Origin of the sequence: Litoribrevibacter euphylliae (assembly GCF_042646085.1) — a bacterium.
GTDB lineage: Bacteria > Pseudomonadota > Gammaproteobacteria > Pseudomonadales > Litoribrevibacteraceae > Litoribrevibacter > Litoribrevibacter euphylliae.
In genome coordinates, this window is the sequence record NZ_JBHRSZ010000002.1 from 341768 (window position 1) to 367592 (window position 25825).

General features: G+C 45.4%; 22 protein-coding genes and 1 pseudogene. 7 read left to right on the forward strand and 16 right to left on the reverse strand.

Annotated features, from left to right (window positions below; all coding sequences use genetic code 11):
- Position 1: 1 nt before the first annotated feature.
- The 4 genes and pseudogenes from ACFOEK_RS03310 to ACFOEK_RS03325 all read right to left on the reverse strand — a co-directional run bounded on the left by ACFOEK_RS03310 (position 2) and on the right by ACFOEK_RS03325 (position 2987).
- Positions 2–322, reverse strand: a complete 321-nt coding sequence (locus tag ACFOEK_RS03310) for an STAS domain-containing protein (RefSeq protein WP_386716124.1) — start codon at positions 320–322, stop codon at positions 2–4.
- An 8-nt stretch (positions 323–330) separates the two neighbouring features.
- Positions 331–699 carry a response regulator gene (locus ACFOEK_RS03315; protein ID WP_386716127.1) on the reverse strand — a complete coding sequence of 123 codons (369 nt, stop codon included), beginning with the start codon at positions 697–699 and terminating at the stop codon, positions 331–333.
- Positions 700–735: 36 nt separating this feature from the next.
- A pseudogene (locus ACFOEK_RS03320) lies at positions 736–1344 on the reverse strand (methyl-accepting chemotaxis protein); the annotation flags it as partial.
- Positions 1345–2213: 869 nt separating this feature from the next.
- Entirely contained in the window at positions 2214–2987 is a 774-nt protein-coding gene (locus ACFOEK_RS03325) for a sulfite exporter TauE/SafE family protein (protein ID WP_386716130.1), read from the reverse strand.
- Positions 2988–3062: 75 nt separating this feature from the next.
- Here ACFOEK_RS03325 and ACFOEK_RS03330 point away from each other — a divergent pair, with 75 nt between their 5' ends.
- Entirely contained in the window at positions 3063–6452 is a 3390-nt protein-coding gene (locus ACFOEK_RS03330) for a proline dehydrogenase family protein (protein WP_386716133.1), read from the forward strand.
- Here ACFOEK_RS03330 and ACFOEK_RS03335 read toward each other — a convergent pair.
- The 3 genes from ACFOEK_RS03335 to ACFOEK_RS03345 form a co-directional block, all read right to left on the reverse strand.
- On the reverse strand, positions 6442–8376 hold the full coding sequence (locus ACFOEK_RS03335) for an acyl-CoA synthetase (RefSeq protein ID WP_386716136.1): 1935 nt from the start codon (positions 8374–8376) through the stop codon (positions 6442–6444). The genes ACFOEK_RS03330 and ACFOEK_RS03335 overlap by 11 nt on opposite strands.
- A gap of 381 nt (positions 8377–8757) precedes the next feature.
- Positions 8758–9351: a 2-hydroxychromene-2-carboxylate isomerase gene (locus tag ACFOEK_RS03340; RefSeq protein WP_386716139.1), complete on the reverse strand. Its 594-nt coding sequence runs from the start codon at positions 9349–9351 to the stop codon at positions 8758–8760.
- Between the two features lie 33 nt (positions 9352–9384).
- Positions 9385–10128: an SDR family NAD(P)-dependent oxidoreductase gene (locus tag ACFOEK_RS03345; RefSeq protein WP_386716142.1), complete on the reverse strand. Its 744-nt coding sequence runs from the start codon at positions 10126–10128 to the stop codon at positions 9385–9387.
- A 203-nt stretch (positions 10129–10331) separates the two neighbouring features.
- On the opposite strand from ACFOEK_RS03345, the gene ACFOEK_RS03350 reads away from it, so the two are divergent.
- Positions 10332–11297 (forward strand): LysR family transcriptional regulator, encoded by a 966-nt coding sequence (locus ACFOEK_RS03350; protein WP_386716145.1) that lies wholly within the window; start codon positions 10332–10334, stop codon positions 11295–11297.
- A gap of 69 nt (positions 11298–11366) precedes the next feature.
- Here the strand turns inward: ACFOEK_RS03350 and ACFOEK_RS03355 are convergent, their stop codons facing one another.
- The 6 genes from ACFOEK_RS03355 to ACFOEK_RS03380 form a co-directional block, all read right to left on the reverse strand.
- Positions 11367–11807, reverse strand: a complete 441-nt coding sequence (locus tag ACFOEK_RS03355) for a hypothetical protein (RefSeq protein WP_386716148.1) — start codon at positions 11805–11807, stop codon at positions 11367–11369.
- A 275-nt stretch (positions 11808–12082) separates the two neighbouring features.
- Positions 12083–12988 carry a bile acid:sodium symporter family protein gene (locus tag ACFOEK_RS03360; protein WP_386716151.1) on the reverse strand — a complete coding sequence of 302 codons (906 nt, stop codon included), beginning with the start codon at positions 12986–12988 and terminating at the stop codon, positions 12083–12085.
- Positions 12989–13209: 221 nt separating this feature from the next.
- Positions 13210–13728 (reverse strand): alpha-ketoglutarate-dependent dioxygenase AlkB family protein, encoded by a 519-nt coding sequence (locus tag ACFOEK_RS03365; RefSeq protein ID WP_386716154.1) that lies wholly within the window; start codon positions 13726–13728, stop codon positions 13210–13212.
- A gap of 743 nt (positions 13729–14471) precedes the next feature.
- Positions 14472–15323: a HEAT repeat domain-containing protein gene (locus ACFOEK_RS03370; protein WP_386716157.1), complete on the reverse strand. Its 852-nt coding sequence runs from the start codon at positions 15321–15323 to the stop codon at positions 14472–14474.
- A gap of 551 nt (positions 15324–15874) precedes the next feature.
- Positions 15875–16642, reverse strand: a complete 768-nt coding sequence (locus ACFOEK_RS03375; protein WP_386716160.1) for an SDR family NAD(P)-dependent oxidoreductase — start codon at positions 16640–16642, stop codon at positions 15875–15877.
- Positions 16643–16769: 127 nt separating this feature from the next.
- On the reverse strand, positions 16770–17774 hold the full coding sequence (locus ACFOEK_RS03380) for an AraC family transcriptional regulator (RefSeq protein ID WP_386716163.1): 1005 nt from the start codon (positions 17772–17774) through the stop codon (positions 16770–16772).
- A 221-nt stretch (positions 17775–17995) separates the two neighbouring features.
- Here ACFOEK_RS03380 and ACFOEK_RS03385 point away from each other — a divergent pair, with 221 nt between their 5' ends.
- From ACFOEK_RS03385 to ACFOEK_RS03405, 5 genes are all read left to right on the forward strand, one after another.
- Entirely contained in the window at positions 17996–19591 is a 1596-nt protein-coding gene (locus ACFOEK_RS03385; protein ID WP_386716166.1) for a sterol desaturase family protein, read from the forward strand.
- A gap of 237 nt (positions 19592–19828) precedes the next feature.
- On the forward strand, positions 19829–20671 hold the full coding sequence (locus ACFOEK_RS03390; RefSeq protein WP_386716169.1) for a TauD/TfdA dioxygenase family protein: 843 nt from the start codon (positions 19829–19831) through the stop codon (positions 20669–20671).
- Between the two features lie 38 nt (positions 20672–20709).
- On the forward strand, positions 20710–20994 hold the full coding sequence (locus tag ACFOEK_RS03395) for an SCP2 sterol-binding domain-containing protein (RefSeq protein WP_386716172.1): 285 nt from the start codon (positions 20710–20712) through the stop codon (positions 20992–20994).
- 157 nt (positions 20995–21151) lie between these two features.
- Positions 21152–22183 (forward strand): AraC family transcriptional regulator, encoded by a 1032-nt coding sequence (locus ACFOEK_RS03400; RefSeq protein ID WP_386716175.1) that lies wholly within the window; start codon positions 21152–21154, stop codon positions 22181–22183.
- A gap of 139 nt (positions 22184–22322) precedes the next feature.
- Positions 22323–23252: a fumarylacetoacetate hydrolase family protein gene (locus ACFOEK_RS03405; protein ID WP_386716178.1), complete on the forward strand. Its 930-nt coding sequence runs from the start codon at positions 22323–22325 to the stop codon at positions 23250–23252.
- 16 nt (positions 23253–23268) lie between these two features.
- Here ACFOEK_RS03405 and ACFOEK_RS03410 read toward each other — a convergent pair whose 3' ends face one another.
- From ACFOEK_RS03410 to ACFOEK_RS03420, 3 genes are all read right to left on the reverse strand, one after another.
- Positions 23269–24057, reverse strand: coding sequence for a hypothetical protein (locus tag ACFOEK_RS03410; protein WP_386716181.1), 789 nt, complete (start codon positions 24055–24057; stop codon positions 23269–23271).
- Positions 24058–24149: 92 nt separating this feature from the next.
- Positions 24150–25043: an AbiTii domain-containing protein gene (locus tag ACFOEK_RS03415; protein WP_386716184.1), complete on the reverse strand. Its 894-nt coding sequence runs from the start codon at positions 25041–25043 to the stop codon at positions 24150–24152.
- Between the two features lie 110 nt (positions 25044–25153).
- Positions 25154–25789 (reverse strand): hypothetical protein, encoded by a 636-nt coding sequence (locus ACFOEK_RS03420; RefSeq protein WP_386716187.1) that lies wholly within the window; start codon positions 25787–25789, stop codon positions 25154–25156.
- Positions 25790–25825 lie beyond the last annotated feature (36 nt).

The following is a 25825-nucleotide window of genomic DNA, read 5'->3' on the forward strand; positions in this document are numbered from 1 at the left end:
ACTAGATAGCCTCCCTTTTCCCGCCATCTAATGCGGCAAGATCAAGTCGATAAAGATCACATATGGATTGCACTGCACTTTCCGGTTGAAGGCTGAATGTCAGCTCTTTTTCCTGGCCGAACTGCTGTTGAATCCACAACAGCAGTTGGAAACCTGCAGAGTCAATTTCTGTGACGTTGGACAGCTCAAAGATTATCTTCTGCGTATCGTAGTTAATGATCTCGGATAAAGACTCGTAAATTTCACTCACCGTAAAGATGGTCAAATTCTCATCCAAGGTACACACCAAAAAATCCGCTTTTTGCTCAAAGGAACAAGACATTGAGGAGCCTACGGAAGAATCAGCTTATTAACGGCCATCAGCATTTGATCCGCTTTAAAGGGTTTAACCACCCATGCTTTAGCACCTGCGGCTTTGCCTTTGGCCTTCATGTCATCGGCACCTTCCGTCGTTAACATAATGACTGGCGTAAACTTGTATTCGGGCTTTTTCTTCATCTCAGTGACAAAGGTAATGCCATCCATATTCGGCATGTTGACATCCGAAATCACCAAGTGAATTTTTTGCCCCGTCAGTTTGTTTAACGCGTCCTGACCATCGACCGCTTCCAATACATCAAAGCCCTGTCCTTTCAAAGTCATCCCTACAACCTGTCGGATACTGGATGAGTCATCTACGATCAAAATTGTTTTTGCCATTCCTTTCTCCCTTGCAAAATATGGGTAGTCCGCCGATCAGAAAAAGGTTAAATCGCCCTCTTCTTTCTTAGCATCCTCCGTAGAATCTCCTGTGTGCACTGCTGCTTGCTCTAACGTGGTGTAGGTTGAGCTCAAATCAGCAAGCCACTTTTCGATATCCAGCAACTCACTCCGTTCGCCTTGAGCCATATGACGATTTACCGTCTCTAACAGCTTTTCGATATCCGAATTGGTATGGCCCAGAATCTGAGTAACTCGATCCTGAAATTGTAGGTTAGTTAAAATATCTTTAACGTTTTCACTCACATCCTGGCTGGTTTTCTGAAGAGCGGTCGCCGATTCGATGCTCTTCTCCCCAACGCCTTTAAACTCTTCCAACACTTGATGAATAATGCCTTTGGCTTGCTCCGTGTTGGTGTCGTCTTGCTGAGTGAGCGTTTCTGTTTTCGATAAAATCTCAGAGAGCGTGCTATTGACCTGGTCAATCCGCTTGGAAATGCGATCTCCGGTTTCACCAGAGCGGGTGGACAATGTTCTTACTTCATCGGCAACCACCGCAAAGCCCCGGCCCTGTTCGCCAGCTCTGGCCGCTTCAATGGCGGCATTCAATGCCAAGAGATTGGTTTGATCTGCAATCGCCGCCACTTCTTTACTCATGGCCTGAAGCTCTTCTGTGATTTCAGTCAAACCATTTACATCGTTCACAAGAATATTGCGGTTATCTGCGGTTTCTTGAATGAGTTGAATGATGGCGCCAAGCTGTCGATCGGCGTTCTTAATGGCATGGGAAACACCTTCTTCGCCCTCCAAACCGCCGGCGGTGAGCTGGCTAGCTTTGATGGACTCCTGAAGCTCAAAGTAGATCGTATTGAAACGGGCAACCAAGTCATCCACATTTTCACGGACTTGGTTATCGACGAGATTCTGAAGATTAATCCAGACAGGTAACAGCTGGCTTAAGCTCTGCTGGTAGTTGTCGAGTTTTTCCTGAGCGCTGTTAGTCGCTTTGAACTCGGCCAAAGCCGCTTGTGCAGCCTTCAACTCAGTCTGGGAAGCGCTTTCTCTAAGAACCCAAGCTAATACCGAAGCGACCACTGCGATCACAACTGCCAGTAACCAATTTCCTTGAACCAGAGCAACTCCAAGAGGGATCACCAATAAAGCAATGGCCCAACTTTGATAACGATTTATCAAGTTCATCACAGCATCTTCTCTCTCATTCCCAGACCTAAGTCAAAGTTACAAATTAAGACTAGAAAGGAATTAGAATTCGTCAAACTATTTCATTAGGAAATATCGGAACTCATTTTTACAACCAGATGTTGTAACAAAGCCATGAAAAAGCACTGATAGGTACGCGATAGGGCTAGGATTCAGTCGCCATCGAACCTCGTCAAGAAAAGTAATCACTGAGAAAGCGTCTAAAAAGTCATTAATTCGAACAGTAAATAACCTAAGGAACTAACAAATCGAAACATTATTATTTGAGTGAATAACATTTCTCATACTCAGCGTTACTCAACAAGAAGCAACCGATAAATCAGTCGTCCTGCCAATAAGGTCAGTACCCATTTAAACAACATCTTCATTTGTTTATCGGGTAAATGGCCCAGGACTTTAAGACCCACTTTGGTTCCCAAATAGCCGGACACAATCATTAAGAAGAGCAATCCGAACCACTCGGAAAACGAGAATCCGGCAAAACTAAACACCAGAATTTTGAGTGCATGCTGCATCGTCATGCAGGTGGAGAAGTTCGCCGTGTAGTAAAAGCGTTCCATATCTTTGGTTCTGAGCCAGCTGGCCACCAGCGGCCCGGTCGCCCCGGCAAATAAGGTCGCTATGGTCGTAACAAAACCGCCGCCTACTCGCCCACCAAAGTGTTGAGACAGGCCGACATCCGGGATCTTTCCCCAACAGTTATAAAGAATAAAAATGGCGATACACCAATGAATGATGTCAGAAGACACTACCTGCAACCCCAAGGAGCCTACCACTGCAGCAACCCCACCACCTAAAAGAAACGCCATTACCAATTCTTTGTCGATTTTATCTCGGGTAAGCCAGGCACGACCGCCATTGGACGCCATTTGCACCATGCCATGTACAGGAATCAACACCACCGGAGATAAAAACTCGGCCATCACCACAATCAGAAACGCCCCACCGCCGACACCTAATGCGGCTGTTACCAAAGAGCCAAGAAAGCTGGCAGCAACCAACACTAGGGTATCCACAAGAGATAAAGACGAATGTAGAAATGAGTCAAAAGAAAGCGATTCCAGCATAAGAAAATCTTTGTAAGTCCTTGAGAAAAAGCTATTTTAAGTATTATCGTGCACTAAATTTTTAGTGAAGGTTCTATGCTTATCCTAAGAGACTTGCTGGAAAGATACCAACAAATAGGGTCTGAAACGCTTTCCGATATTATCTCGGATTACTACCTATACGATGAAAAAGAGTACGTAGAGCAAATCAAGCTTTTCACTCATCTTTCACCGGAAGAAGAACAAGGTATTGAGCAGTTAGCCAGAACACTGATCAGCGTTGCGCAGGAAAGCAAACAAATCCCGTTAATCAATCAAGTTTTATCCGAGTACCAGCTGAACCAAAAAGAAGGCATTCAATTGCTGGCCTTGGCCGAAGGCTTGTTAAGAATCAAAAGCCCCGATACCGCTTACCGATTCATTCAGGACAAAATTGTCAGTGGCGATTGGGAAGCTCATAAACACAAGAGCGACCACAGCAGTGTCAACCTGGCGACCGAAGGGCTGACGCTGTTAAAGCAGTGGTTATCCAAAGCGACCTCGGACGCCACCTCCGATAAAACGCCCTTTGGCTATTGGCTCAATGCAGGAAAGAACTTACTGGCACAAGAAGCCCTTAAGCTGCTGATCAACAAGTTAGCAAGTATCTTCATTAAAGGGTCGACCATCGAGTCGGCCTTATCCAAAGCAACCGATCACACTCAACACTGTTGTTCATTCGACATGTTAGGCGAAGCCGCTTTAACCGAAGACGATGCGGAACGTTATCTAAAAAACTACATGACCGCCATTGATGCCGTTGCCGAACACCAGACCAAAAACACCGGGCAAGTCAAAAAATCAGCCTCAGATAAAAAAACAGATTCAGCCAAAAAACACCGCTCAAAACCTCGGCACAGTTTGTCCATCAAGTTATCCGCCTTAACCCCCAGATTTACCTTTCGCCATCAATACCCGGAGTTAGAGCGAACCTTTCTGTTGCGCATAGAAGCCTTAGTACGCAACGCCCATCAGCAGAACGTTGCAATTACCTTGGATGCAGAAGAAGCCGACCAGCTAGAACTGACATTAAAGGTATTTCAACACCTCTTTTTATTGCCCGGTCTTAAAGGCTGGGGACAATTAGGCATTGCTGTACAAGCCTATGGTTTTCGCACCGTACCCACGATTCTGTATCTGTCGCAGCTCGCCAAAGAACATCAAACACGCATTCCAATTCGCTTAGTGAAAGGCGCGTATTGGGATACCGAGATTCATAAAGCGCAAGAGATGGGCTTATCTGGTTACCCGGTTTTCACTCAAAAATCAGCAACCGATTTGAATTACCAAGCCTGCTGCCAGATCTTACTCAAACTGCAAATGGAAGGCTGGCTGCAACCTCAATTCGCAACCCACAATGCCGTCACCATCGCCACGGTTATAAGCCTCGCGGAAGACTTAGACCCTGAACGACAACATCTCTTTCCCATCGAGTTTCAACGACTTCATGGCATGGGCGAAACCATTTACAGCGCGCTCAGTGGGTATAGACAAACGCATCAGGATTACTACTGTCGAAGTTACTGTCCGGTTGGGCCTTATCAAGAATTACTGCCCTACTTGATTCGACGAATTCTTGAGAATGGAGCCAACCAATCCTTCTTGAATCATTTATCCCAAGGAACGGTTTCCCCGCCCAAGAAAGCGAGTGAAGCCAAACGTTCCGCAACGGAAGTGGCAGCAGACATTAAAACAGATGCAGAGTCTGAATCCGCTGTATCCGATGAAACTCAAGACACAATGCCTGAACCACCAACGGACGATCATGAGTTAGAAAAAATCGAAGCCGACGCGCTTGCTAAACTGCCCATTCACGGGCTAATTCAGTATGACCGCTTTCGACCAGATTTCCCGCTTCCCCAAGACATCTACCTGCCTTGGTTAAAAGGGTCGTTAGGGCTCAATGTCAATCACCCTCTGCACCTAAAAACTTTGCTTGAAGAGACACAAGATTTTTCTGAACAACTTTATCAAGTAGAACCGGCACTGCCTGAGAACATTCACCATCAAATCAATTCCGAAACACTTTATTCACCCAACGACCAGGAATTTCGTCTTGGGCTCTGCCATACCTTGAACCAGTTGGATCAACAGCATTTAAAAGTAGCGTTGAAGGAATCCTATCAGTGGAGCAGTGTTTCTCCTGAGCAGCGCATTGCGGTCATTGAACAGTTTGCGCTCATTCTGGAACATCACAAATATGAATTAATCGCGCTGTGCATCAACGAAGCAGGTAAAACGTGGCAGGACGCCATTGGTGAAATCAGAGAAGCCATCGACTTCTGCCATTATTACGCGCAAAGCTACAAAGGGTTAGCGCAGCCGATAACCTTGCCGAATGCCGCCAACGAATCGAACAAACTCATCTACCGGCCCAAAGGCACCTTTTTATGCATTAGCCCGTGGAACTTCCCAATCGCCATTCTAACCGGCCAAGTGGTGGCTGCGTTGGTGACGGGCAATCGTGTCTTAATCAAACCGGCACCTCAAACCCAAATCTGTGGTCGTCGAATCTATGATTTTCTTATCGCCAGCGGCATTCCGAAAGACAGCCTCTACTTCTTGCCCGCCACCAATCAGTTAAGCCAACAGCTGGTGGGCAACCCTCAAATAGACGGCATTGCGTTTACCGGTTCTTTAGCAACAGCCCAAGTCATTCAACAGGAATTGTTAAACCAACGCAGTTACGCAATTCCCTTGATTTCGGAAACCAGTGGTTTGAATTGCATGATCACAGACGACTCGATTCTGACCGAGCAAATGGTCAAAGACGTGGTGTCATCCGCATTTGGATCAGCCGGTCAACGCTGCTCAGCTTTGAGAGTATTGTTTATTCATGAAAGTATTTATCAGGAAACCATTGATGCCATCATAGGGGTGATGAAACGACTTAAAGTCGATCATCCTCGTCAATTTGATAGCGACTTAGGCCCTATTATTGATGAAGCTGCATTGGAGCGTTTACAGAGTTACATTCAAACACTTCAAGAAGACAAGAAACTTCTGTATCAAATCCAATTACCCGAAATGGACGGTCACTACTTTGCCCCGGCACTGGTTAAATTACACGGCATCAAAGAACTGACCAAAGAACACTTTGGCCCGATCCTTCACGTCATCAAATATAAGTCGAACGACATCAACCAGCTGATCCAAGATATTGAAGACACAGACTACGCCCTCACTCTCGGTATCCATAGTCGAGATAAACACTGGATTGATTTTCTCTGCACCAACCTCAGCATGGGCAACATCTACATCAATCGGCACATCACCGGCGCGCAAGTAGCAGCCCAACCTTTTGGTGGGCATAAAAAGTCAGGGTCAGGATTCAAAGCGGGCGGCCCCAATTATCTACTGCAGTTCGTTAACGAACAGTGTATTTCAGAAAACATTGCGGCCATTGGCGGGAACGTCAATTTGATCAACCTCCCCACTAAACGCTAACAATCTCAGTTTTGAAGGTATAACCACCTAAGCGTTTACTTAACTCATCCAGCGACGGCAAGTTCCCAGTAACCGCAATATGAGCCAATAAACCATGAAGCGGGTCTTGTCGTACTTCCACTTTTAGCTCGTGCGTTGGAATTATCTTTGACGCCACTTCAATCACACATTTCTCAATCTCTTGCATTTCCAACGCGGGTTTGAACACCTTTCCCACCGCAGTAACGGGCAGATCACTGACCACATGAATGTCTTTCGGAATCGCTGCGCGTTCAGGAATCACTCTATCTGCAAACTCAATCAACTCGCTAATCTCTATTGGGTACCCCTGTTTCACTTGCACATAGCACACAGGTACTTCCCCCGCATGTAAATCCGGCTTGCCAACCGCTGCGGCCAAATTAATTGCAGGATGTTTACACATAGCTTCTTCAATCATCTTAGGCTCAATGTTGTGCCCACCTCGGACAATCAGTTCTTTCTTTCGCCCCGTCAGCCAGAAATAACCATCGTCATCCTGTCGAGCCAAATCGCCAGTATTCATCCAGACTTGCCCCTGTTCATCGGTCATCCACAAACCTTCGTTCTGATGATCCAACAAATACCCGGAAAACACATTCGGCCCCCGAACCACCAGAGTGCCAATCTCATTAACACTGCATTGTCTGAGGATACGATCCCCCTCGTGCTTTACACACATCATTTGCTGATGAGGAATTCTGACACCGATAGAACCCACCTTCTGCTTGCCATGAATAGGGTTGACACTACTCACGCACGTGGCTTCCGTTAAGCCATACCCTTCAATAATTTTCACGCCTGTGGTTTGCTCAAACGCTTTGAAAGTTTCCACCGGCATAGGTGCAGCTCCGCACAAGCAGAACTCCAGCGAAGAGATGTCTTTGCCTTCAAACGAAAAATTCATCAACGCCGAATACACTGTAGGCACCCCACTGAAGGTCCCCACCTTAAAGTGCTCGATGATGCTCCAAAAGTTCGGAAACAGATTCTCACCACGAAAGCCTTGCGGTGTCGCCATCACCACAGTCGCACCGATTGAAAACGGTAACAAGCCAGTAATCAATGCGCCATTAACATGAAATAACGGCAACCCGGCCAGTATCGACTTGTCTTTATTCAGCGCCGTCGACGCCATGAGTCGAACCGATACCGCATTGGCCAGTTCATTACGATGGGTTCGTTGCGCTATTTTAGGCAGTCCTGTAGTTCCACCAGTACAGAACAGGGAAGAAATGGTGTCATCAGAAAAGCGTCGATAAAATTGCAGCGCCTGACCTTCGCACTTCTGAATTTCTTCCGAGAAATTGTAATACGCCTTGCCATGGGGAATGCTGATGTCTTTTCTATGCAGCAATTGCATCGCTTTGGCCACTAGTTTGGCCGGCCCCTTAACATATGGGTAAATATCGATCCCCACCACATGCTTCACAGAAGGTAATTCGTTAAGAATGGATTGCACCTTAGGCCAAAGATCAATCTTGGTCATCGGGTTCATGGTAACAACCACTTTGGCATTGGCCGAACTTAATAAATCTTTGATTTGTTCAGGCTCAAGCAAGGGATTGACCGCAAAGACCTTACATACCGCTTCACCCCCCCACAGCACGTAATGCGTTTCTGGCAAGTTCGGTAACAGAAAGGCAACCACATCGTTTTCAGTGAGCCCCAGACTATGGAAGAAATTCGCTGTTTGAGTGATTCGTTCCAATAAGGTTTGATAGCTGATGTGATGCGCTTTTTGGAATTCATCCCCTTTCAGAAAGAACGAAATGGCCGCTTTATCCGCGTTCTCCTTGGCACTGGCCTTAATGGCATCATAGGTATTATCAAACGGCATCAGCCCTTGAACTGCATTACTTGCTTCAATGTGTTTCACATCGTCTTGTGTTTTTACTTCTAACATAGTCTTACGCCAAAGAGATTTGAGTTTAAAACCAACAATCTTGGGGGTTAGGGAACCTCTGAATGAGTTCCTAGCTTACTTACGGAAGAATTCGTCATCTATTGAAGAGAATTGCTAAGGACTCTTAAGAAATGTTATAGCCCAGAGCCTTTGCGACCCATTCGGGGAAGACGCACTCAAAAGGTAACGGCCCAGACACATGTGCCATTCGAAAAGTTAAGTACCGTTCAGAAATTTGATCATTAGACTGTCGCGAAGAAACAACGCTTAATAGGCGCTGTCCCTGGCTGGGACATTGTGTTCCCACCATCGCTTATGACAAGAGCCAAGTCATAAGTTATTCACTACTGCCTTTTCGGCAGTAGTTTTTTACGATACCCCTTAACGTTCCGCCAACTGCTCTTCCACAAAATCAAGACGATCCTGACCGAAGTACATCTGATCATCAATGAACATGGTGGGTGCACCAAAGCAACCTTTCTTGACGGCCTTCTCGGTGTTCTCTTTAAGTTCCGCCTTGATGGCCTCGTCGGTACTCAATGCGATAATTGCATCGGCGTCCAACCCTGCTGAAGACAAGGTCTCTTTCCAAATGGCATCATCCCCCAGATTAAGCCCTTTGGCCCAAAGCGCCCGGAACATCACATCCACATAGACGTCGAAGCAGCCCAGTTGTTTCGCGGCATAACACCCTCTCATCAATTTAAGGGTATTGATCGGAAAGTGAGAGTTCATCTTAAACTCCACCCCATATCGCTGAATGAAACGGGGTAAATCCTGAACCAACATGTAGCGCCCCTTAGCGGGTACAGAAATCGGGGGCACGTTGTTAGTGGCTTTGTGCACGGCCCCTAACAGCATGGGTTCGTAAACCAACTCCGCCCCGTACTGCTTAGCAAGATCGTTCAATTTACAATGCGCCAAATACGCGGTGGGACTACCAAAATCAAAATAAAACTCTACTGGCTTCGACATACCGTTTTCTCTTCTTAATCAACAATAAAAGGGTTACCACTTCTCTACCCAAGGGCGAACATCCAACTCAAAAGTCCAGGCGTTACGCGGTTGCTCATGCAACATCACATAGTTTTTGGCCAGGTCAGCAGGCTGAACAATCCCCTCTTTAGCACTTAACTTGCTGTAATCCGGGTGGTTATCACGAATCCACTGAGTTTCTACCGCAGCATCAACCACCACATGGGCTACATGAATGTTCTTGGGCCCTAACTCTCGCGCCATACTTTGTGCCAACGCGCGTAATCCATGTTTAGCACTGGCAAAAGCACCAAAAATGGCACCGCCGCGAAGGCTGGCCGTAGCCCCGGTGAACAAAATCGTGCCACGCTTACGTTGTGTCATTACTCGTGCAGCTTCTCGCCCAACCAAAAAACCAGCAAAGCAGGCCATCTCCCAAATTTTGAAAAACTTTTTCGCACTGGTGTCCAAAATGCTCATAGGCACATTGGCTCCAATGTTAAACACCACCACATCAATAGCGCCTATGACCTGCTCAATGTGTTGAAACAAGGCCTCAACGTCCTCTTCTTTTCGGGCATCCAATGCAAAGCCATGAGCCAGATACCCGTCAGTCTGAAGCTGTCGAGCGTACTCAACCACAGGCGCTTCAGAACGTCTCGCCATACACACGGTGTAACCCTTGGTGGCGAATTCTTTAGCAATGGCACTGCCGATGGCGTCACCCGCTCCCACCACAAGAGCTACTTTTGTTTCTTGTAAGGTTTCATTAGTCATCGCGTAAACCTCGTATTGCTGTTTTTTTTAATAACGCCCATAACAAAGCGTTTTAATGGGTCATAACTCATATCTCGGAGCCAATGAACCAATCATTCTCTGCTCAGAGCTATGCTTTATTGATAAGTTAATCTATATTTATCCTCATAAAAAACAGTTATTAGTTATCCTTTATTAAGTTTTACTTATCATTAACTGAAATCATGAAGCCACCACCTATTCAATGGTTACCCGTTTTCGAAGCCTCCGCCCGGCACAAAAGTTTTCGAAAAGCCGCCGATGAACTGCACGTTTCACCGCCCGCAGTAAGTCAGCAAATTAAGGCGTTAGAGAAGTATCTGGAAATCAAACTGTTTCGTCGTCATGGCCCTCGACTCGAACTGACGGATGCTGGCCATTTTTATTATCAGTTAGCCGCCGATACCGTTCGCTCTTACCAACAAGGCTTTAAGGAATTTGACCGGAAATACAATCAACGGTCGCTGCGATTGAATACCCCACTGTTCATAGCGCAGGAAATACTGATACCGAATTACTTAACCTTCAAAACGCTGGAACCCAACACCGAGCTGAGAATTACTACCGGCACAGAATACATAGACTTCGACACTGGCATTGCCGATGCAGCCATTCGGTTTGGCTTGGGTCACTGGCCGGGGCTGGAAGCAAAACTGTTATGCCCTGTCAAAGTCAGCCCGGTATGCTCACCTGACTACCTGAAGCGAAATCCCATTGGTAAGCGTTCAAACACGAACAATTCACACACGGACACTTCACGCGCGACAAAGACAAATGCACCAAAACCAAGTTTTCCGACATCGGATGTTCATCGCTGGCTGAACGATCAAACCCTGCTTTCCACCAACGAAAACTATCGGGACTGGCTTCAATACTCCCCTGAGCTTCAGCAACATCAAGGCATTGTTTGCGACAGTTACTTCTCTGCCATCAAATCCGCTGAACAAGGATTAGGCGTGGCACTGGGCATCTTCCCTGCCATCAACAACTGGGTAAACGACGGAAAACTGCTTTCATTGACCGAGCGTTTGGACTCCCCCACCAGCTATTGGTTGGTCTGCCCGAAGGAACACGCTCGCAGCGCCTTGATTGATTCTTGCTACCGGTGGGCTAAGCAACTGTTTGATGGGTTGCCGGAGCTTAGTAAGTGAATTGCTGATTGGAACTTTCTCAGGAGTTAACACCGCACATTCGATGAGCTACCTGATCATACTTTATAATTAAGTAGATATATCGTTTGCCACAATGCTATCACCGTTGAATTGTATGCCAATGTATAACCACTTATGCTCGGGCTTAGATTCAAAACATACTTCCCAGTCCAACTCCTCGATAGAATTGATTGAAATAGCTGCTACTTTAAACAAGCTCTTCGCGGGAAGGCTTGGAGGTATAGAGCTCCACTGGCTTGCAATAGATAAAAGCTCAACTGAACAAATTTTCCAATACTTATCTAGATCTTGAAGCTTAGTAATAATGACATCTACTGCTTTAGGGTCTGGCCCCTGCTCATCCCCTGGAACACTGTGAAATATAGCGCTATCGATTGTTTCCCAAAAACCACTGGCAGCATCAAAATTTATGTAACCAAGCTGATCGTGATTAATTGCAATTCTTTGTTTCTGTTTGCTTGGAAATAACTTTTTAAGAAAACTGAACATCAATCCTTCCTATGCACCTATATGTCCTTAACTGAGAGGAAGCATATTTTTGTTAGCTGTATATAGCATATGCTTCATTCATAAGTTGGATACCCTTTTGCTTTCACGTTTAGCCCAGCAATTTACTTTCGAACCACTCTCGAAGATTATTCATCATTTTCCTATATGCATTTTCGTGACTAAACAGTATACAGGGTAAATCTAGCAAGAAATTCATCTCACCATCAGTATTAGACTAACCACACTAACCAACCCAAAACCAAAGAACAACCTCATCAACCGTCAAGCTCATAAGCAGGCGCAGGGTTAGCTTTTGGCCCATCGCCCCAGCGTCTCAACAGAAGTACCGATGGAAAAGCCACGGCATACATAGTCAGGGAGTAAACCGCTGCAGGCAAAGCAAGGTCTGGTAAAGCGCTACTCACTCCGCTGATTAATACCGCTAAGGTAAGCGCCATGGGTGAGTTCTGAATACTGGCTTCAATGGCCAGCGTTTTGGATTCCGTTCGGGAGAGATGAGACATACGGCCAATAAGCAAACCCAAGCAAGTCATTACAATCGGTAGGAACAACAAGCCTGGGCCGATTTTGCCAAAGTTAGCTTCCACGGTCTCCCAAGCAGAAGCAAATGCACCGATCACAATGATACTCCAGAGCACATAAGCCAAGCGCTCCAGCCCTCGCTCAATGCGTAGTGCCGCAGAAGTTTTGAAATGGCGGAACAACACCCCTAATGACACAGGTGTCGTTGTGATCAAGAAAGTCACTAAGGCAATCTTGCTAAAGGAATACTCCGTTAAAGCATCGCCCAAGAAATGAGTCACCGAAAGCGCCACCAAGAAAGGTACCGAAACAAACGCAAGAATACTGGTAACAGCGGTTAAGGATACCGACAGCGCCACATCCCCTTTTGCCATTTTGGAGATAATATTGCTGGTCACGCCGCCCGGGCAGAAGCTAAGAATCATCAAGCCCGCCGCATACATAGGTGGAAAAGAGAACAAATGAACCGTTAAATACGCCAACACAGGCAGAACCAGCACTTGAGCAATGAGTGCAATACCGACGACCTTCTTTCGTTCCAACACACGTTTAAAGTCTTTGACTTCAAGGCCTATGCCCAGTGAAAACATAATGATGCTTTGAGCAATCAACAGCGCAATATTAACTATGGAATCCATCTGAACCGTCTCTCTTATTTATTGTTATTGAATGCCCGGTTTGATGACGTGTTTTTCATTGGCAACAACCTAAACCACACCATCACCTCACCACCACACCAGGCTCTGACGGTTCAATATGCCTGTAGACGCATAAAGTGAATATTGAATTTACTTTTGAGTAGCAGCAAAAGAGAGGAATATCTCTACATTGAGAACGGTGATAAAAGAGTCGGTACAAGTTACTTGATGATGTGCCTAAATGTAAGGCTAATTCTCTCGCCAACCCCTTTCTGCTTTGGAATCGCGTGCATCCATTTCTCTTGCACTTCATCATTCATATATAAAAGAGCTCCGCTTTTAAGCGGATACTTATGCTTAATCTCTTTATCTTCTTTGCTTCGATAAGAAATATTACGCTCTGAACCTAATGATACAATCGCCACACCAGTACCTTCGAGTAACTCTTCACTTGAATCGGAATGGTACCCCATGGATGAATCTCCATCTAAGTAGTAATTAAGAAGACAGTTATTTGGCTTAAACCCCAATTCTTCGTCAATCTTTTCGCAAATTGCACCCAATACCTGAGGCATATCCTCATTTGGATAAGTGATCCCAGAATAATCATAAGCCACACCAAAGCTCGCGGTTTTCCGCGCTTTCATTCTCTCATCCCAATTCACCGACTCTTTCAAATTGAGAAATAGAGAGTCAGATTCTTTAACAAAGTTTTCAATAATTATTAAATTCGGCTCCATCCTACTCTTCTCTTGTAACGTTTTGATAAATAGCGCTAGCGAGTCCAGCAAGGGAGTCTTTTTCCTGACCGAGCATTGCCCAACTTGTTATTAGCTCCATGCCACATGCTATTTTTACGACTCTTTGTTTTTGTGTCTGTAGTTACTGATTTGATGGTTTGCTCGATAAACGCAATTAGCCAAGAACAATGATAAACCTATTGTGCTTACTTTGAAGACCAGTTGGATGCCAGTGTTTGGACAGCCCCAGGCACATGTTGAAAACAAAGATATAAAAGATAGCGCTAGCAGCGTTAATGTAATTAGTATGGCAACTGCGATTTTCATAAATAGACCTTTGCCTTAGTCTGTAGGCCACGTTTTTTTTGCGCCTTGCCAAGCCCCGGTCACATAGATTTTAGACACTTTCTTTGTCCTTTTTAAAACGAGCCCAGAGTATCGATACTGCTAGCGAAAATAGGAACCAAAATAGTATTAGAAAGAGAATCTGTATGGGCGCAAAATTCGGTGTCATTCTCCCGAATATAATCTCAGTTAACTCTCTCATCAATTCTCTATTCTCTAAGAAAGGCATAGCTTTGCAAGGAGCAAGACCTACATGTATTAAAGGATGAGAATAAGGCTCAGGAATTAAGAACGCATTTAGAAGTAAAACAACAGGAACCGTAATCCCAATGAGTATGTGCCTACCCAGTCTCTTCATATTATTTCCGTATGTCTAGACGCCTTAATCACCCGATGCGTTAGTCGTCGATTGGATTTACCTGTTCAATTTTCGGTTGGCATGCCTCTAAAGCACATTGTAACTGCAACTCAAATTGTCCATCTCCTTCACAATCCAAAGTCTCACTAAAATAAATTAACTTAGAGTACAGCCGTGGGCTCGATATTTCTTCAGCCGCTTCCAAACTCAAAACACTAATATCATCAAATGATTTCCATTCATTCAATATTAAATTAATAACTCTACTATCCTTTCTAACTGCAAGCCCTACAAGAGCTTCACCACGAATTTCTGAATCATTGTCGGATACTCCAATAATGAGTGCTTGTCTTATCTCTGGCGTATCAGCTTCGATTTGCGTACCTAACCCAAACATGGCCCAATTCCTAACATCTCTATCTGGATCTTTAGATAGAGTGATAATTGTATCTATAGCCTCTTTAGTCTCCAACCCAGACAATGAAGTAGTTACACCATATCTAATTTGAGAATTTTTATGCCCTGCAAGTCTAATCAACTGACCAATAGACTTTTCGTCACCTCGATGACCTATAGCACAGCATGCGCAGAAAATGACGAACTCGTCTGAATCATCCAGCAGCGAAATTAATATTTTAAGACTTTCTTGCAAATAAGTTCGATCTTGCCAACCTAGCTGTCCTAGTATGTCTGCACCAACAGCTCGGTCTATTGGGTCGTTACTATTTGCGTACATTTTGCCTAAGCGAAACTCTTCCTCCCCACCACGATAATGCACCAAGGAAAGACTTTCTTCGAAATCATCCGACATTACAACTTTCCTATATGCTTCAACTATCGAAACACTAGGTGTCGAATTATTTTCGTACTTAAGGTTAAACTCTTTGGTCATATTAAATTTGAAGACCTCAAACACCAGTTTGGTGAAGTTGGTGGCTTTTTGGGAACAAAAAAGATAACAGCTTTACCAAGCCTCCGTGCTTTGACTTGTTATAAGTTACTCTCGCTCTGCAGCACACCAGCTGCCTCCACAACCGCTATATGTTTCTGCTGTGAGATGATAAAGTTGATTACACTTAGAGCATTCAAAGTAGTAGTCAACGATATCTCCCCATAACTTACCATTTGCAAGATCAGTAAAAGGCCCGCTATCACAGTAATTGAGAATATCCTTCGGCCAATACTCACTCTCTCTAATAGTGCCATCAGATATATTCGCGGCCACAACGCGGATTGCCTTTTCAAGGTCTATAGGGCTTCTTATGCGAAACTCTTGTTTAACTTCACTACAATACTTACAAGTTCGATCACTCATAGACTTTTAGCCCCCAATCCTACGCCCCAAGAAACGCAAAATAGCTTTCCCATTTTGCGAACCATTCTCTAACGCATTGTCCATTAAAACAACAGTTCGATATTTGTCATCAGATCGTCCCTGCGTTTCTATATGGAAAACGGCAACAGTCGAGAGGCTTTTTCCACAACCGAGGGAAAACAGAAGTACAGGCCACTGGCGATGCGTGTTTTGGTATCCATAATGGCGCGGGGCTTTTTCTTGACGGCTTTTGTAATCCATCCTGCGGCTTGATTCGGGGTCATGCCCGGTAATTTTCTAAAGCTCTTTGTTGCACCGCTCATGGCAGTATGCACCAGCGGGAAATGAATTTGGGTAACAGAGATACCTTGGCCTTCCATCTCCATTCTCAGAGTATTAGCCATGGTATCCAGTGCTACTTTGCTAGCGTTGTAGGGGCCAAATCCGGCGGCGGGTAACAGGGTGCCCCAGGTGGTGGAGTTAATAATGTGGCCGTCTTTTGATTGAAGCAGCGCAGGCAATAGATTGCGGATCAAGCGCACAGGCGCAAAGTAGTTGATGTCCATACAACGTTGGAAATCATGGTAGCGTTCCAGAGAATCTTCCATCGGGCGGCGAATAGAGCGCCCAGCATTATTGACCAGTACATCAATGACCAAATGCTCAGAAAGGATCTTATCAGTGAGCTTATCGATTTCTTCGACCTTGGATAAATCACCAACATACCAATGCGCCGTACCACCCAAGGCCTTAATGTCATCGACTACTTCTTTCAGTAAGGCTTCTCGCCTGGCAATAAGGATCACGGTTGCGCCTTTCTTCGCTAATTGAATTGCCGCTGCCTTACCAATGCCGCTGGACGCACCGGTAATCACAATTGTTTTATGAGCAAACATCCTTTCCCCCTTGGTTTTCCCCTTATTTATCGGAACGACTGTTTCCGAATTTTTTTTCTAAAACACGTCTATTTCTGAAACACTCTTCTTTCTAAACGCCGATACGCAAATCGCCTAGAGAGGCGTTCTAAAAAACCCCCTCTTTCAACGCCTTTTTCGGCGTTATGCCAAACCAGGTTTTAAACGAACGATAAAAGCCACTGAGTTCTGAATAGCCTAGTACAAGCGCTGTGTCTTTAATCTCGGTGCCCGTGTTTAATTCTTGCAGTGCTCGTTCCTTCAACACTTCTTCTTTGATTTTTCTAAAGCTCGTTCCGTAATCCGCCAATTGCCGCTGGAGACTGCGTGGATAGGTGTTGAGCTGCTCAGCGCACTCGGTAATGCCCGCCATCAACATACCGTTATGAGCGATGAACCGTCGCACCCGTTGAATCAGTTCAATCCCCTGATTCTTTTCATTCAGCAGTGAATTGGCGTATTCCAGGCACGCGTTGTACAGGGTGGTATCGCAGCCGGAGATGGGCGTTTTCAGCCCTGCCATGCCAATCGTAAATCCAAAGCCGTGCCCCTGATTGATCACCTCCATTTGCAGAAAGTCCCTAATCACATCAGAGGCATACCCTTCGGGCACAACAAGCCGTTTAGCACTCACCTGGCCTGACGATAAGGTGTTAATGACATTAATAACGCCCACCGTGACAGACAGAATTTGCTGCGAGGAGGATCGAACCGCTGCCGGTGTTTCTTCGTAATAGCAAAATATTAGCTGTTTCTCTTCATCAATCTCATATCGAAAAGCGCCATTCTCACTGATCAGTGTCTGAAATCTGGCAATGTTTTGGAGCGCCAGCGCAATGCTTTTTGAATGCCAGATGATGGGGGCCAGCACTCCAATGCTTCGATAATCGGCACTCAATCCGATCTTACACCCCAGTAAAGGGTCTCCCGATAATTTACTGGCGCGATGCCAAAGCAACCGAGCAGACAGCAAATCCAGACGATCGCCTTCGGTGAACTCCCCTTCCACAAATCCAGGTAAGTCCCGAGTTAACTCTCTGCGATTCAGATTCTCAGCATCAAACACTTTTAACAACGCATTGATCCAAGTGCTGGCAATCCACAAATGTTTCATTACACGACCTTCTTACTGTCTGAGCAGCGTCATACCTAAAAAGACTGAGGGAATCTCTAAGGAACCTCTAAACCTTACTTAATCATAATTATTAATTAGCGCCTACATCCGAGATAAAAAACTATCGTATCTATCCACTTTTAATCGCAAAGGGTCAAAGACTTGGAATCACCATCAGGAGACACTGATAACGTCTATAAATACAACAAAGGTAGAATCTCATGGCGTTTGAATACAATTTTGGAGCCATTGGCATCCCGCTGTTTCTTCTATTCATGCTGTTCGAATACATCGCATTGAAGCTACAAGGCAAAAACCTGCACACCTACAGTGACTCCATTACCAGTGGTTCCATGGGGGCCTGCCTGCTGATCTCTGAAGCACTGCTGAAGGTCTTCACCTTTGGCGTATTTGTCTGGGTGTGGGAAAACTACCGACTGTTCGAATTTAGCTCTGCCAGTCTGCTGACTTGGGTGATCTTCTTTTTTGGCGTGGACTTTTGTTATTACTGGTTCCATAGAATCGCGCATGAACGCAATATGCTCTGGGGTGCCCATGAAGGTCATCATCAAGGCGAGGAATTCAACTATACAACGGCGGTGCGCCAAAGTGCATTCCAATACGCTTTCTCTTGGATCTTCTATCTTCCTTTGGCTGTATTAGGCTGTCCGCCGGAGGTATATCTCGGCCAATTCTTACTGCTCAAAGCCTACCAGTTCTGGATTCACACCCAAGGCATCGACCGTATTCCCTACATCGAAGGCATCTTGTCTACCCCATCCAGCCACCGGGTGCATCACGCCAAGAACCCTATATACATTGATCGCAACTACGGCGGCACCTTGGTTATCTGGGATCGATTCTTTGGTTCCTGGCAACCTGAACTGCGGGAAGAAGCCTGTCACTACGGCACAACCAACGCACCGCACACCCTTAGCCCGCTAAAATTGAATCTGCGCCACTGGCGTAATCTGTTCCACGATACAATCAAGACTAAAAAGCTAACCGACAAAATCGGGCTTTGGTTTAAACCAACAGGCTGGCGGCCAACCGACTGCGTGGAAGAGCATCATCACCTTCAAAAAGAAGGCACGGCAGATCGACCTAAATACGACCCGTATTCCACCCTACCGAAAAAACTCTATGCCGGATTTTCAACAATTCTCACCTTCTTAGCGGGCCCCATGTTCATATTTTTATCTCCGCAACTTGAGGTTGTCTATAAGATTGCCGGCGCCTTGATACTGGTTACTGGTGTAATCGTTGCCACGAATCTGTTGGAGAATAAGAACAAGCTGATTCCGTTAGAAGCCGTCAGATTACCTCTGATGCTCGGCTTCATTTATGTGTTGTGGACATTCCCTGTCACCACGACCGTGGTTAATACAGTGGTCATCAACAAACCTGCCAGCGAAGCTCTGAATTACGCCGGTGATGTCAGCCGATGGCCAGAGTGGCATCCGTCTTCTAAGCAGGTTACCACCGCCAAAACAGGCACCATGCAGGCAGGAGATTCCTTTGCAGAAAACATTGAAACACCCATAGGCCCGAATGACCTGAAGTGGCAGATTAAGACCTACCAACCGGGTCAAACATGGTCTGCTGATGCGGAAAACCTAACCAATGGCAGCGTTATTTCACTGCAGTACCGAGTAAGTGCAATGTCAGAGAACCAAACCGAGTTTGAACGAACCCTGCATTACACCCTGCCTAACTTTGCTTTGGTGGCCGCCAATGCGATTTACTTCAAAAAGACAATTGAACAGAGATCAGAGCAATCCTTAGTTCAATTAAAAGCATCCATCGAGGCCATTTAACGTTCGGATACCGCCAAACGAGGCGATTATCGTCTCGTTGATAAAGGCATAACTATGCCGTCAGATACCGCTAATTTCGCGCGCCTCAATCCCTCCTGCCAATGTGACAAAAGCCACGCGCCTGTCTTCCATTTGGCCACATACATCATTCTGTTGGCCTGATGTATCATGTTGATCATTCCCTAATCACCTTAACCTGCTCCTGATTCTAATAAAAAACTGAATGTGGAGTGTGTTATGAGCATGACCGTTACACCTACTGGCGAAGCCTGTGGCGCTTTCATTTCTGGTGTCGATTTGACCCAACCGTTAAGCGAACAACAAATTAAAAATATTCGCGCGGCGTGGAACGAACATCACGTCATCATTTTCAAGAATCAGAAACTGAGCGACGATGATCTGGAACGTATTTCAGAATACTTTGGCGATTTAGCCATCGACCCCTTTGTAAAACCCATGGAAGGTCGTAAGCATATGATTTCCATTCAGCGAGAAGCGGATGAAACCAGCCCGATCTTCGCGGACATCTGGCACGCCGACTGGACCTTTAAAGCCGACCCGCCGTTTGCAACGACCCTTTACAGCATCGAGATTCCACCCGTCGGTGGCGATACCCTGTTTGCCAATCAGATTCAGGCCGCAGCGGAAATGCCAGAAGACCTCCGCCAGCGTGTCGAAGGCAAGATGGCCATTCACTCTGCGAAAATGGGTTACTCCAAGAAAGGCTCTTACGGCGATAAATTCAAGAGCCACAGCATGGAAATCACCCCGTCCGATGAAGCGCTGGACTCAGAAACCCACCCATTCATCATCACCCATCCTGAAAGCGGCAAAGAATCCATTTACGGCTCTGCCATTGCCTACATTGTTGGCATTGAAGACATGCCACACAAAGAAGCCATGGCCTTAGTGATGGAAGTTCAGCGCTGGCAGATTCAGGAGCGCTTCGTTTACCGTCATAAGTGGGAAGAAGACATGCTGGTGATGTGGGATAACCGCAGCGTACTGCATAAAGCCACCGGCGGCTTTGAAGGCCATCGAAGAGAACTGCACCGCACCACCATCAGTGCGCGCGCCTAAAATCCAACATGACTATAAACTCAAAGAAGGTATCTACTATGTCGATCGAATCGTTAATTGAATCCAAAATCATTCCCGCCGTTGAGAAGTTTGGTGGCTTTGCTTCACCGGTTAAATTCCATATAGGGTCAGAAGTGCTGCATATTTCAGGCAAAGACGTGACCACAGAAGATAAGGATGCCGACTGCACCATCACCATGTCGCCAGAGTTGTTCGCCCAAATCGTTGCGGGTGAAACCGACCCAATGACCGAAGTGATGGAAGGCAACATTGAAGTGGAAGGCGACGCCTCCATCGCTATCAGCATTCAGGGTTTGTTTTAAATACTGCCCTGACTAAATTCCGAAGCCCTCAGGCATTCACGGTGCACTTCAAGAGCAGCGTTTGTGTTTGACAGGCTTCTGAATGGCTTTTAGATTTTCTGTAGCGCACTGGTTAATAAATAGAGCAAAAAACACCAAGGGCAAACGGTTTACTGATATGTCGCTGAAACAAAACAATCGGGCAAGACTGGCGATTCAATCCATCCTTCAGATGCTTGAAAAGGAAGGGATTGATCCTGAGCTGTGCTTGCGTCAAACCGGTTTTACCCGCGAGCAATTACTCAATCAGCAAACCGACCTTCCCGACCGATTGGAAATCAAGATCCTGGATCAAGCGTTAGCCCTGCTGCCGCAACGCGCAGGCTACGGCTTTGAAGCTGGGCAAGCCCTTCAAGTCGACAACTTCGGAGTTTGGGGGCTCGCCATTTTGACCAGCCCTGATCTGCGCTCGGCGTTCGATATCGTCTCTCGTTTTTCAAGCATGTCGATCATGCTCTCACGCGTTTTACTTCAGGAAGACGATGACACGGTCAGCCTGGTGCTGGATATGCAGCATTTACCCATCACGATTCATCGCTACTTATTCGAGCGGTATTGTGCTCTGACCATCAACTTCCTAAGAGATATGCTGCCCAACTTTGATTTCTCCAGCGCTGAACTCTGGCTGCCCTTTGATGATGCTGAATACCAGCAGGCGCTGTCGGAACTGACCCAACTCACGGTCAAAACGGAACGCCCCTACTTTGCTATCTCGTTAGCGAGCAACTTGTTTGATATTTCCTTCGCTAAAACCGATGCCTTAATCCATGCCCACTTCATCAGTGAATGCGAGCAGTTATTGGATAGCCATCAAACGCTGCCGGATTATGCCCAGCGCATTCGTAATTACGTGCTGCATAACAAAGCCTTTAATCCAAAGCTTTCGGTAGTGGCCAAATCGCTGTTCATCAGTGATCGAACCCTAAGACGTCGTTTAAAGGAAGAAGATCACAGATTTAGCGAAGTGGTGTTAGACACCAAAATGACCCTCGCCAAAGAATGGCTAATGACCGCCAAACTGCCAGTGAAAGTTGTCGCCGCCCAACTGGATTATTCCGAACCCGCCAGCTTCACTCGTGCCTTTATCAAATGGTGGGGCGTGCCCCCGACAGAAATCCAAGCCCATCATGTGCCGTTAAGATGCGCCTAACCGCTCAGCTGTTGATGCCCGAATTCTTAAAAGCACACCTTCAAACAATAATCCGTATTAAGAACACATAGAGGTCACTATGCCCTGCCATATTGCCAGATTTCAGCACCGCACAACCGGAAAACAAGGTTGGGCACTGATGACAAAAGATACCGATAACACAGAAAGTCTGTACCCCATTGAAGGCGACTACCCAGACACCACAAATTTTCTTGAACAAGGCAAAGCATTGGCCTTTGCCATGATTAAAGACCCGGCATTGCGTAAGCTACCAAAACTGGATACCACAGAGATTGAATTGCTTTCGCCCATCACCGCGCCATGCCGATTGATTTGTCAGGGCGCCAACTACCCGTCCAGTCGCCGTGAGCTGGGCATGGACCCAGAAGATAAAAGCTTTAACAGCCTGTTCCATAAATCCGATGCCAGCCTGTCCGGCCCGTACGATGACATCATCAAACCTGATCACGTTCAATTGCTGGATTACGAACTGGAACTGGCCATCGTGCTTGGCCAATCCATAGAATCACCGCAAATCATCACCCAACAAAATCTGCATCAATACGTTGCCGGCATCGTGATGGTGCAAGACGTCACCGCACGGGATATTCAGATCCCCGAAGGCCAATTCTTCAAAGGCAAAAGCTATCGCACTTTCTGCCCCACCGGGCCGTACTTATGCCTGTTAGAACCGCATGAAATGCACTACCTATCGCAATGCCAACTGAAACTGTCTGTGAATGACGAGCTAAGACAAATCGACAACAGCCAGAACCTGATTTTCAAACCGGAAGAATCCCTCAGCGAACTCTCTCATATCACCAACCTATCACCCGGCGATATGCTACTGACCGGCTCACCAGGCGGTTGTGCGTTGTCCGTTCCACCGGCACCCTTGGTGAAACTCATGGGGTTACTGCCGGAACGTTTGAAATGGCAAGCCTTTATCAAACGCCAACGCGCCAACCCTCAGTATTTGAAGGCTGGCGATCAGATTGTGGCGAGTATTGGCAGTGCAGATGGCGAGGTGAATCTAGGTACGCAGATTAATCGGGTGTGTGGGGGTTAGGAGGGGAAGGCCTCCATCAGCCGACGTCAGAGGCGGTCGGCTGGATTGACTTGTTAGCTGCTTCTATGATTTTTATAAGGATCTTGTCTATGAATACATCGAGCTCAGAGAAGTCGTATTCATGAGGTTCAATCTTCTTTTTTTGAAGAGCTTGCCTACACTCTCTGTAGTCAATAAATCCACAGTGCTTTGCTAGTAACGTAATATCTTCATCTAAAAGAGCTATGAGTTCAGATATGTTTTCTTCTTTTAACTCATCTGAACTGCTAAATAAAACTTCTTGAAGCCACTCCTGTTCTATATGCTCTGATATTTTCTCTTCATAACTTTGAAGATAATTATTGGTGTGAGACATTACAGCTTCGAGTTTTTCTTTTCCTCTAAGCCTATAAGCGAGCACTGGCTTTACTGTAGCAAGATCTAATAAGGTCTCTTCAAAAGGTGTCAATAAGTTTTCATGTATGTCTGTTCTCATTGCTGAGATGATATTATGAAAATGTGTCTTCACTAAATCATGCATTGACCCTTCAATTTCTGAAGGTTCCACAGGAATCCCTTTTTCTTTAATCCTCTTAAAAAGGTGTTCAAAATATGCTTTTGCAGCATCTTCTGGATCAAAAAGAGAGTTTATTATTGCATAGCGTATTTCCAGAAGTAGGTATAAAACCTTTCTTGCGCTTTTCTTAGTCTCTACCCTTGTTTTGAATAAATAACCAAAACTACTCAGTAGAGCGGTTATTAATATCCCACAAACACCAATTAGGGCTACAATGACTTTTACATCTAGGATTTCTTTTTCTTCCATGATTTTCTGATTAATTCCTTGAAGCTAGCGCCCGCAGCTGCGGACAACTTGTAGAGACTAAGGAGCGGAAAGGCGTTTCTTGTTATGTAGCACTACATCAGACTCGCAAGCTGTGTTAGTAACCCTGTAGCCAACATGCTACCGGTAATGCCTTCTAATATTGATCGAGCCGATTTCAGAGACTCCGAGATAATCAACTGCTTTGGTTTTGGTGACGCCATCTGATGCTCAATTGTAAGGACTTCTGCCTCCAATTCCGCTTTACCCTGCTGATCCAACCTTAAGTCAGATATGGAAGCCTTGAGCTTTTGAATAAACTCGGCAAGATCGGCTGTTGATTGTGTAATATTTTGCGTCTGAGAAGCTCCGGCTGAATCTTGCTGTAGCTGTGAGTTCTCCATGCTACCTATATTATTCGTTATTTGATAAGTAACCTGTGATGCAGCCTTCTTTTCTTCGCTTGAAAAACTCATACCATCACCAATAATTCCTTTAGACTCTAAATCCAAAGCCCAATTCAGAACTTCATTTCGTACCGCGTCGAGAATCCCATAGATTTGGGAGTCACTAACTAATAGTGTAGGCTCCAATTGAACATCCATTAAGGACATCAATTTGTTTTTAGTGCGTTGATTAAATGGTACTTGTAGATTGCCTGATTTATCGTTGTTCACAATCGCGACTAACTCACCAATTGCTTGAGATATTTTTCGCTTTGATAAGTTTTCTCCAAGATCTGCATCACCAAAATGGAGTGGCTGCCATCCATGATAAGGATTGTAAACTTTTACCGTTCCAGTTATCTCTCTATATTCCGGCACTGCATCCTCATCCGCAGGATAACCAGACAATTCACTAGTAATCCACTTCTCAATTTCTTCAATTGATAGCTTTTTTGATACTACCATTACCTTTCGCAACAAATCAGATACGTCTACCTGTTTATCAAGGGCGTCTCGTTGAAGTTCTAATACCAAACCAGACATTACTCTGAATCTCCTTTTGCTACATAACACCCGGCTCACCGAGCAAGTTTTATTGCGGCTTTTATGGGACAAAAAAGGTGACACTATAATTTGTCCGGTGGAGCCGCTGGTTAGTGTCTATATCCCATTAAAACTGCAACGAACATTGCACCTACTACATACAAAGGGTATTTGAAAGATTCAAAGAAACCCACATCTGGGTAGAAACAAAAAACAACCAACCCTGAATACACAATAATTAGAGGCAATATTGCACGAATATAAAATACAAAAAATCTTTGAGGGCTTACATCCCCCCACTCACGATCGTAAATATATTCAATATATTTAGTTATAATTTGCCCCAAAATGAACACAGGGATAAATGCTAATAGTACAAATACAATTGCAACATTTATAGAACTTACGCTCTCTAGTGGAAGCCAAAATAATCTACTTGATTGAATATCTACAACCATACTTAAGTTCGAAGAAAGCAATATTGGCAACATAGCTGAAACAAAAAGCGCCATTAGTGACCACATGACCATATTAAAAGACCACTTAAAGCTCTCTGCTCTAGCCCTGTTTAACATTCTCCGAGCATATTTATCACGATCTACTTCTGGTACTTGAACCGGAACCTCTACATCTGTAGGTTGTAGTTTTCTTGCACCAAAAAGATTATCCCAATTCATTACCGATTTGGTTAAATCTGTTAAAAAATTCCCTATCACACTCCCCAAAATACCAATTATAAAATCCAAGGCCTTCTCCTTTGTACCTAATGAGCCCTAACAGTT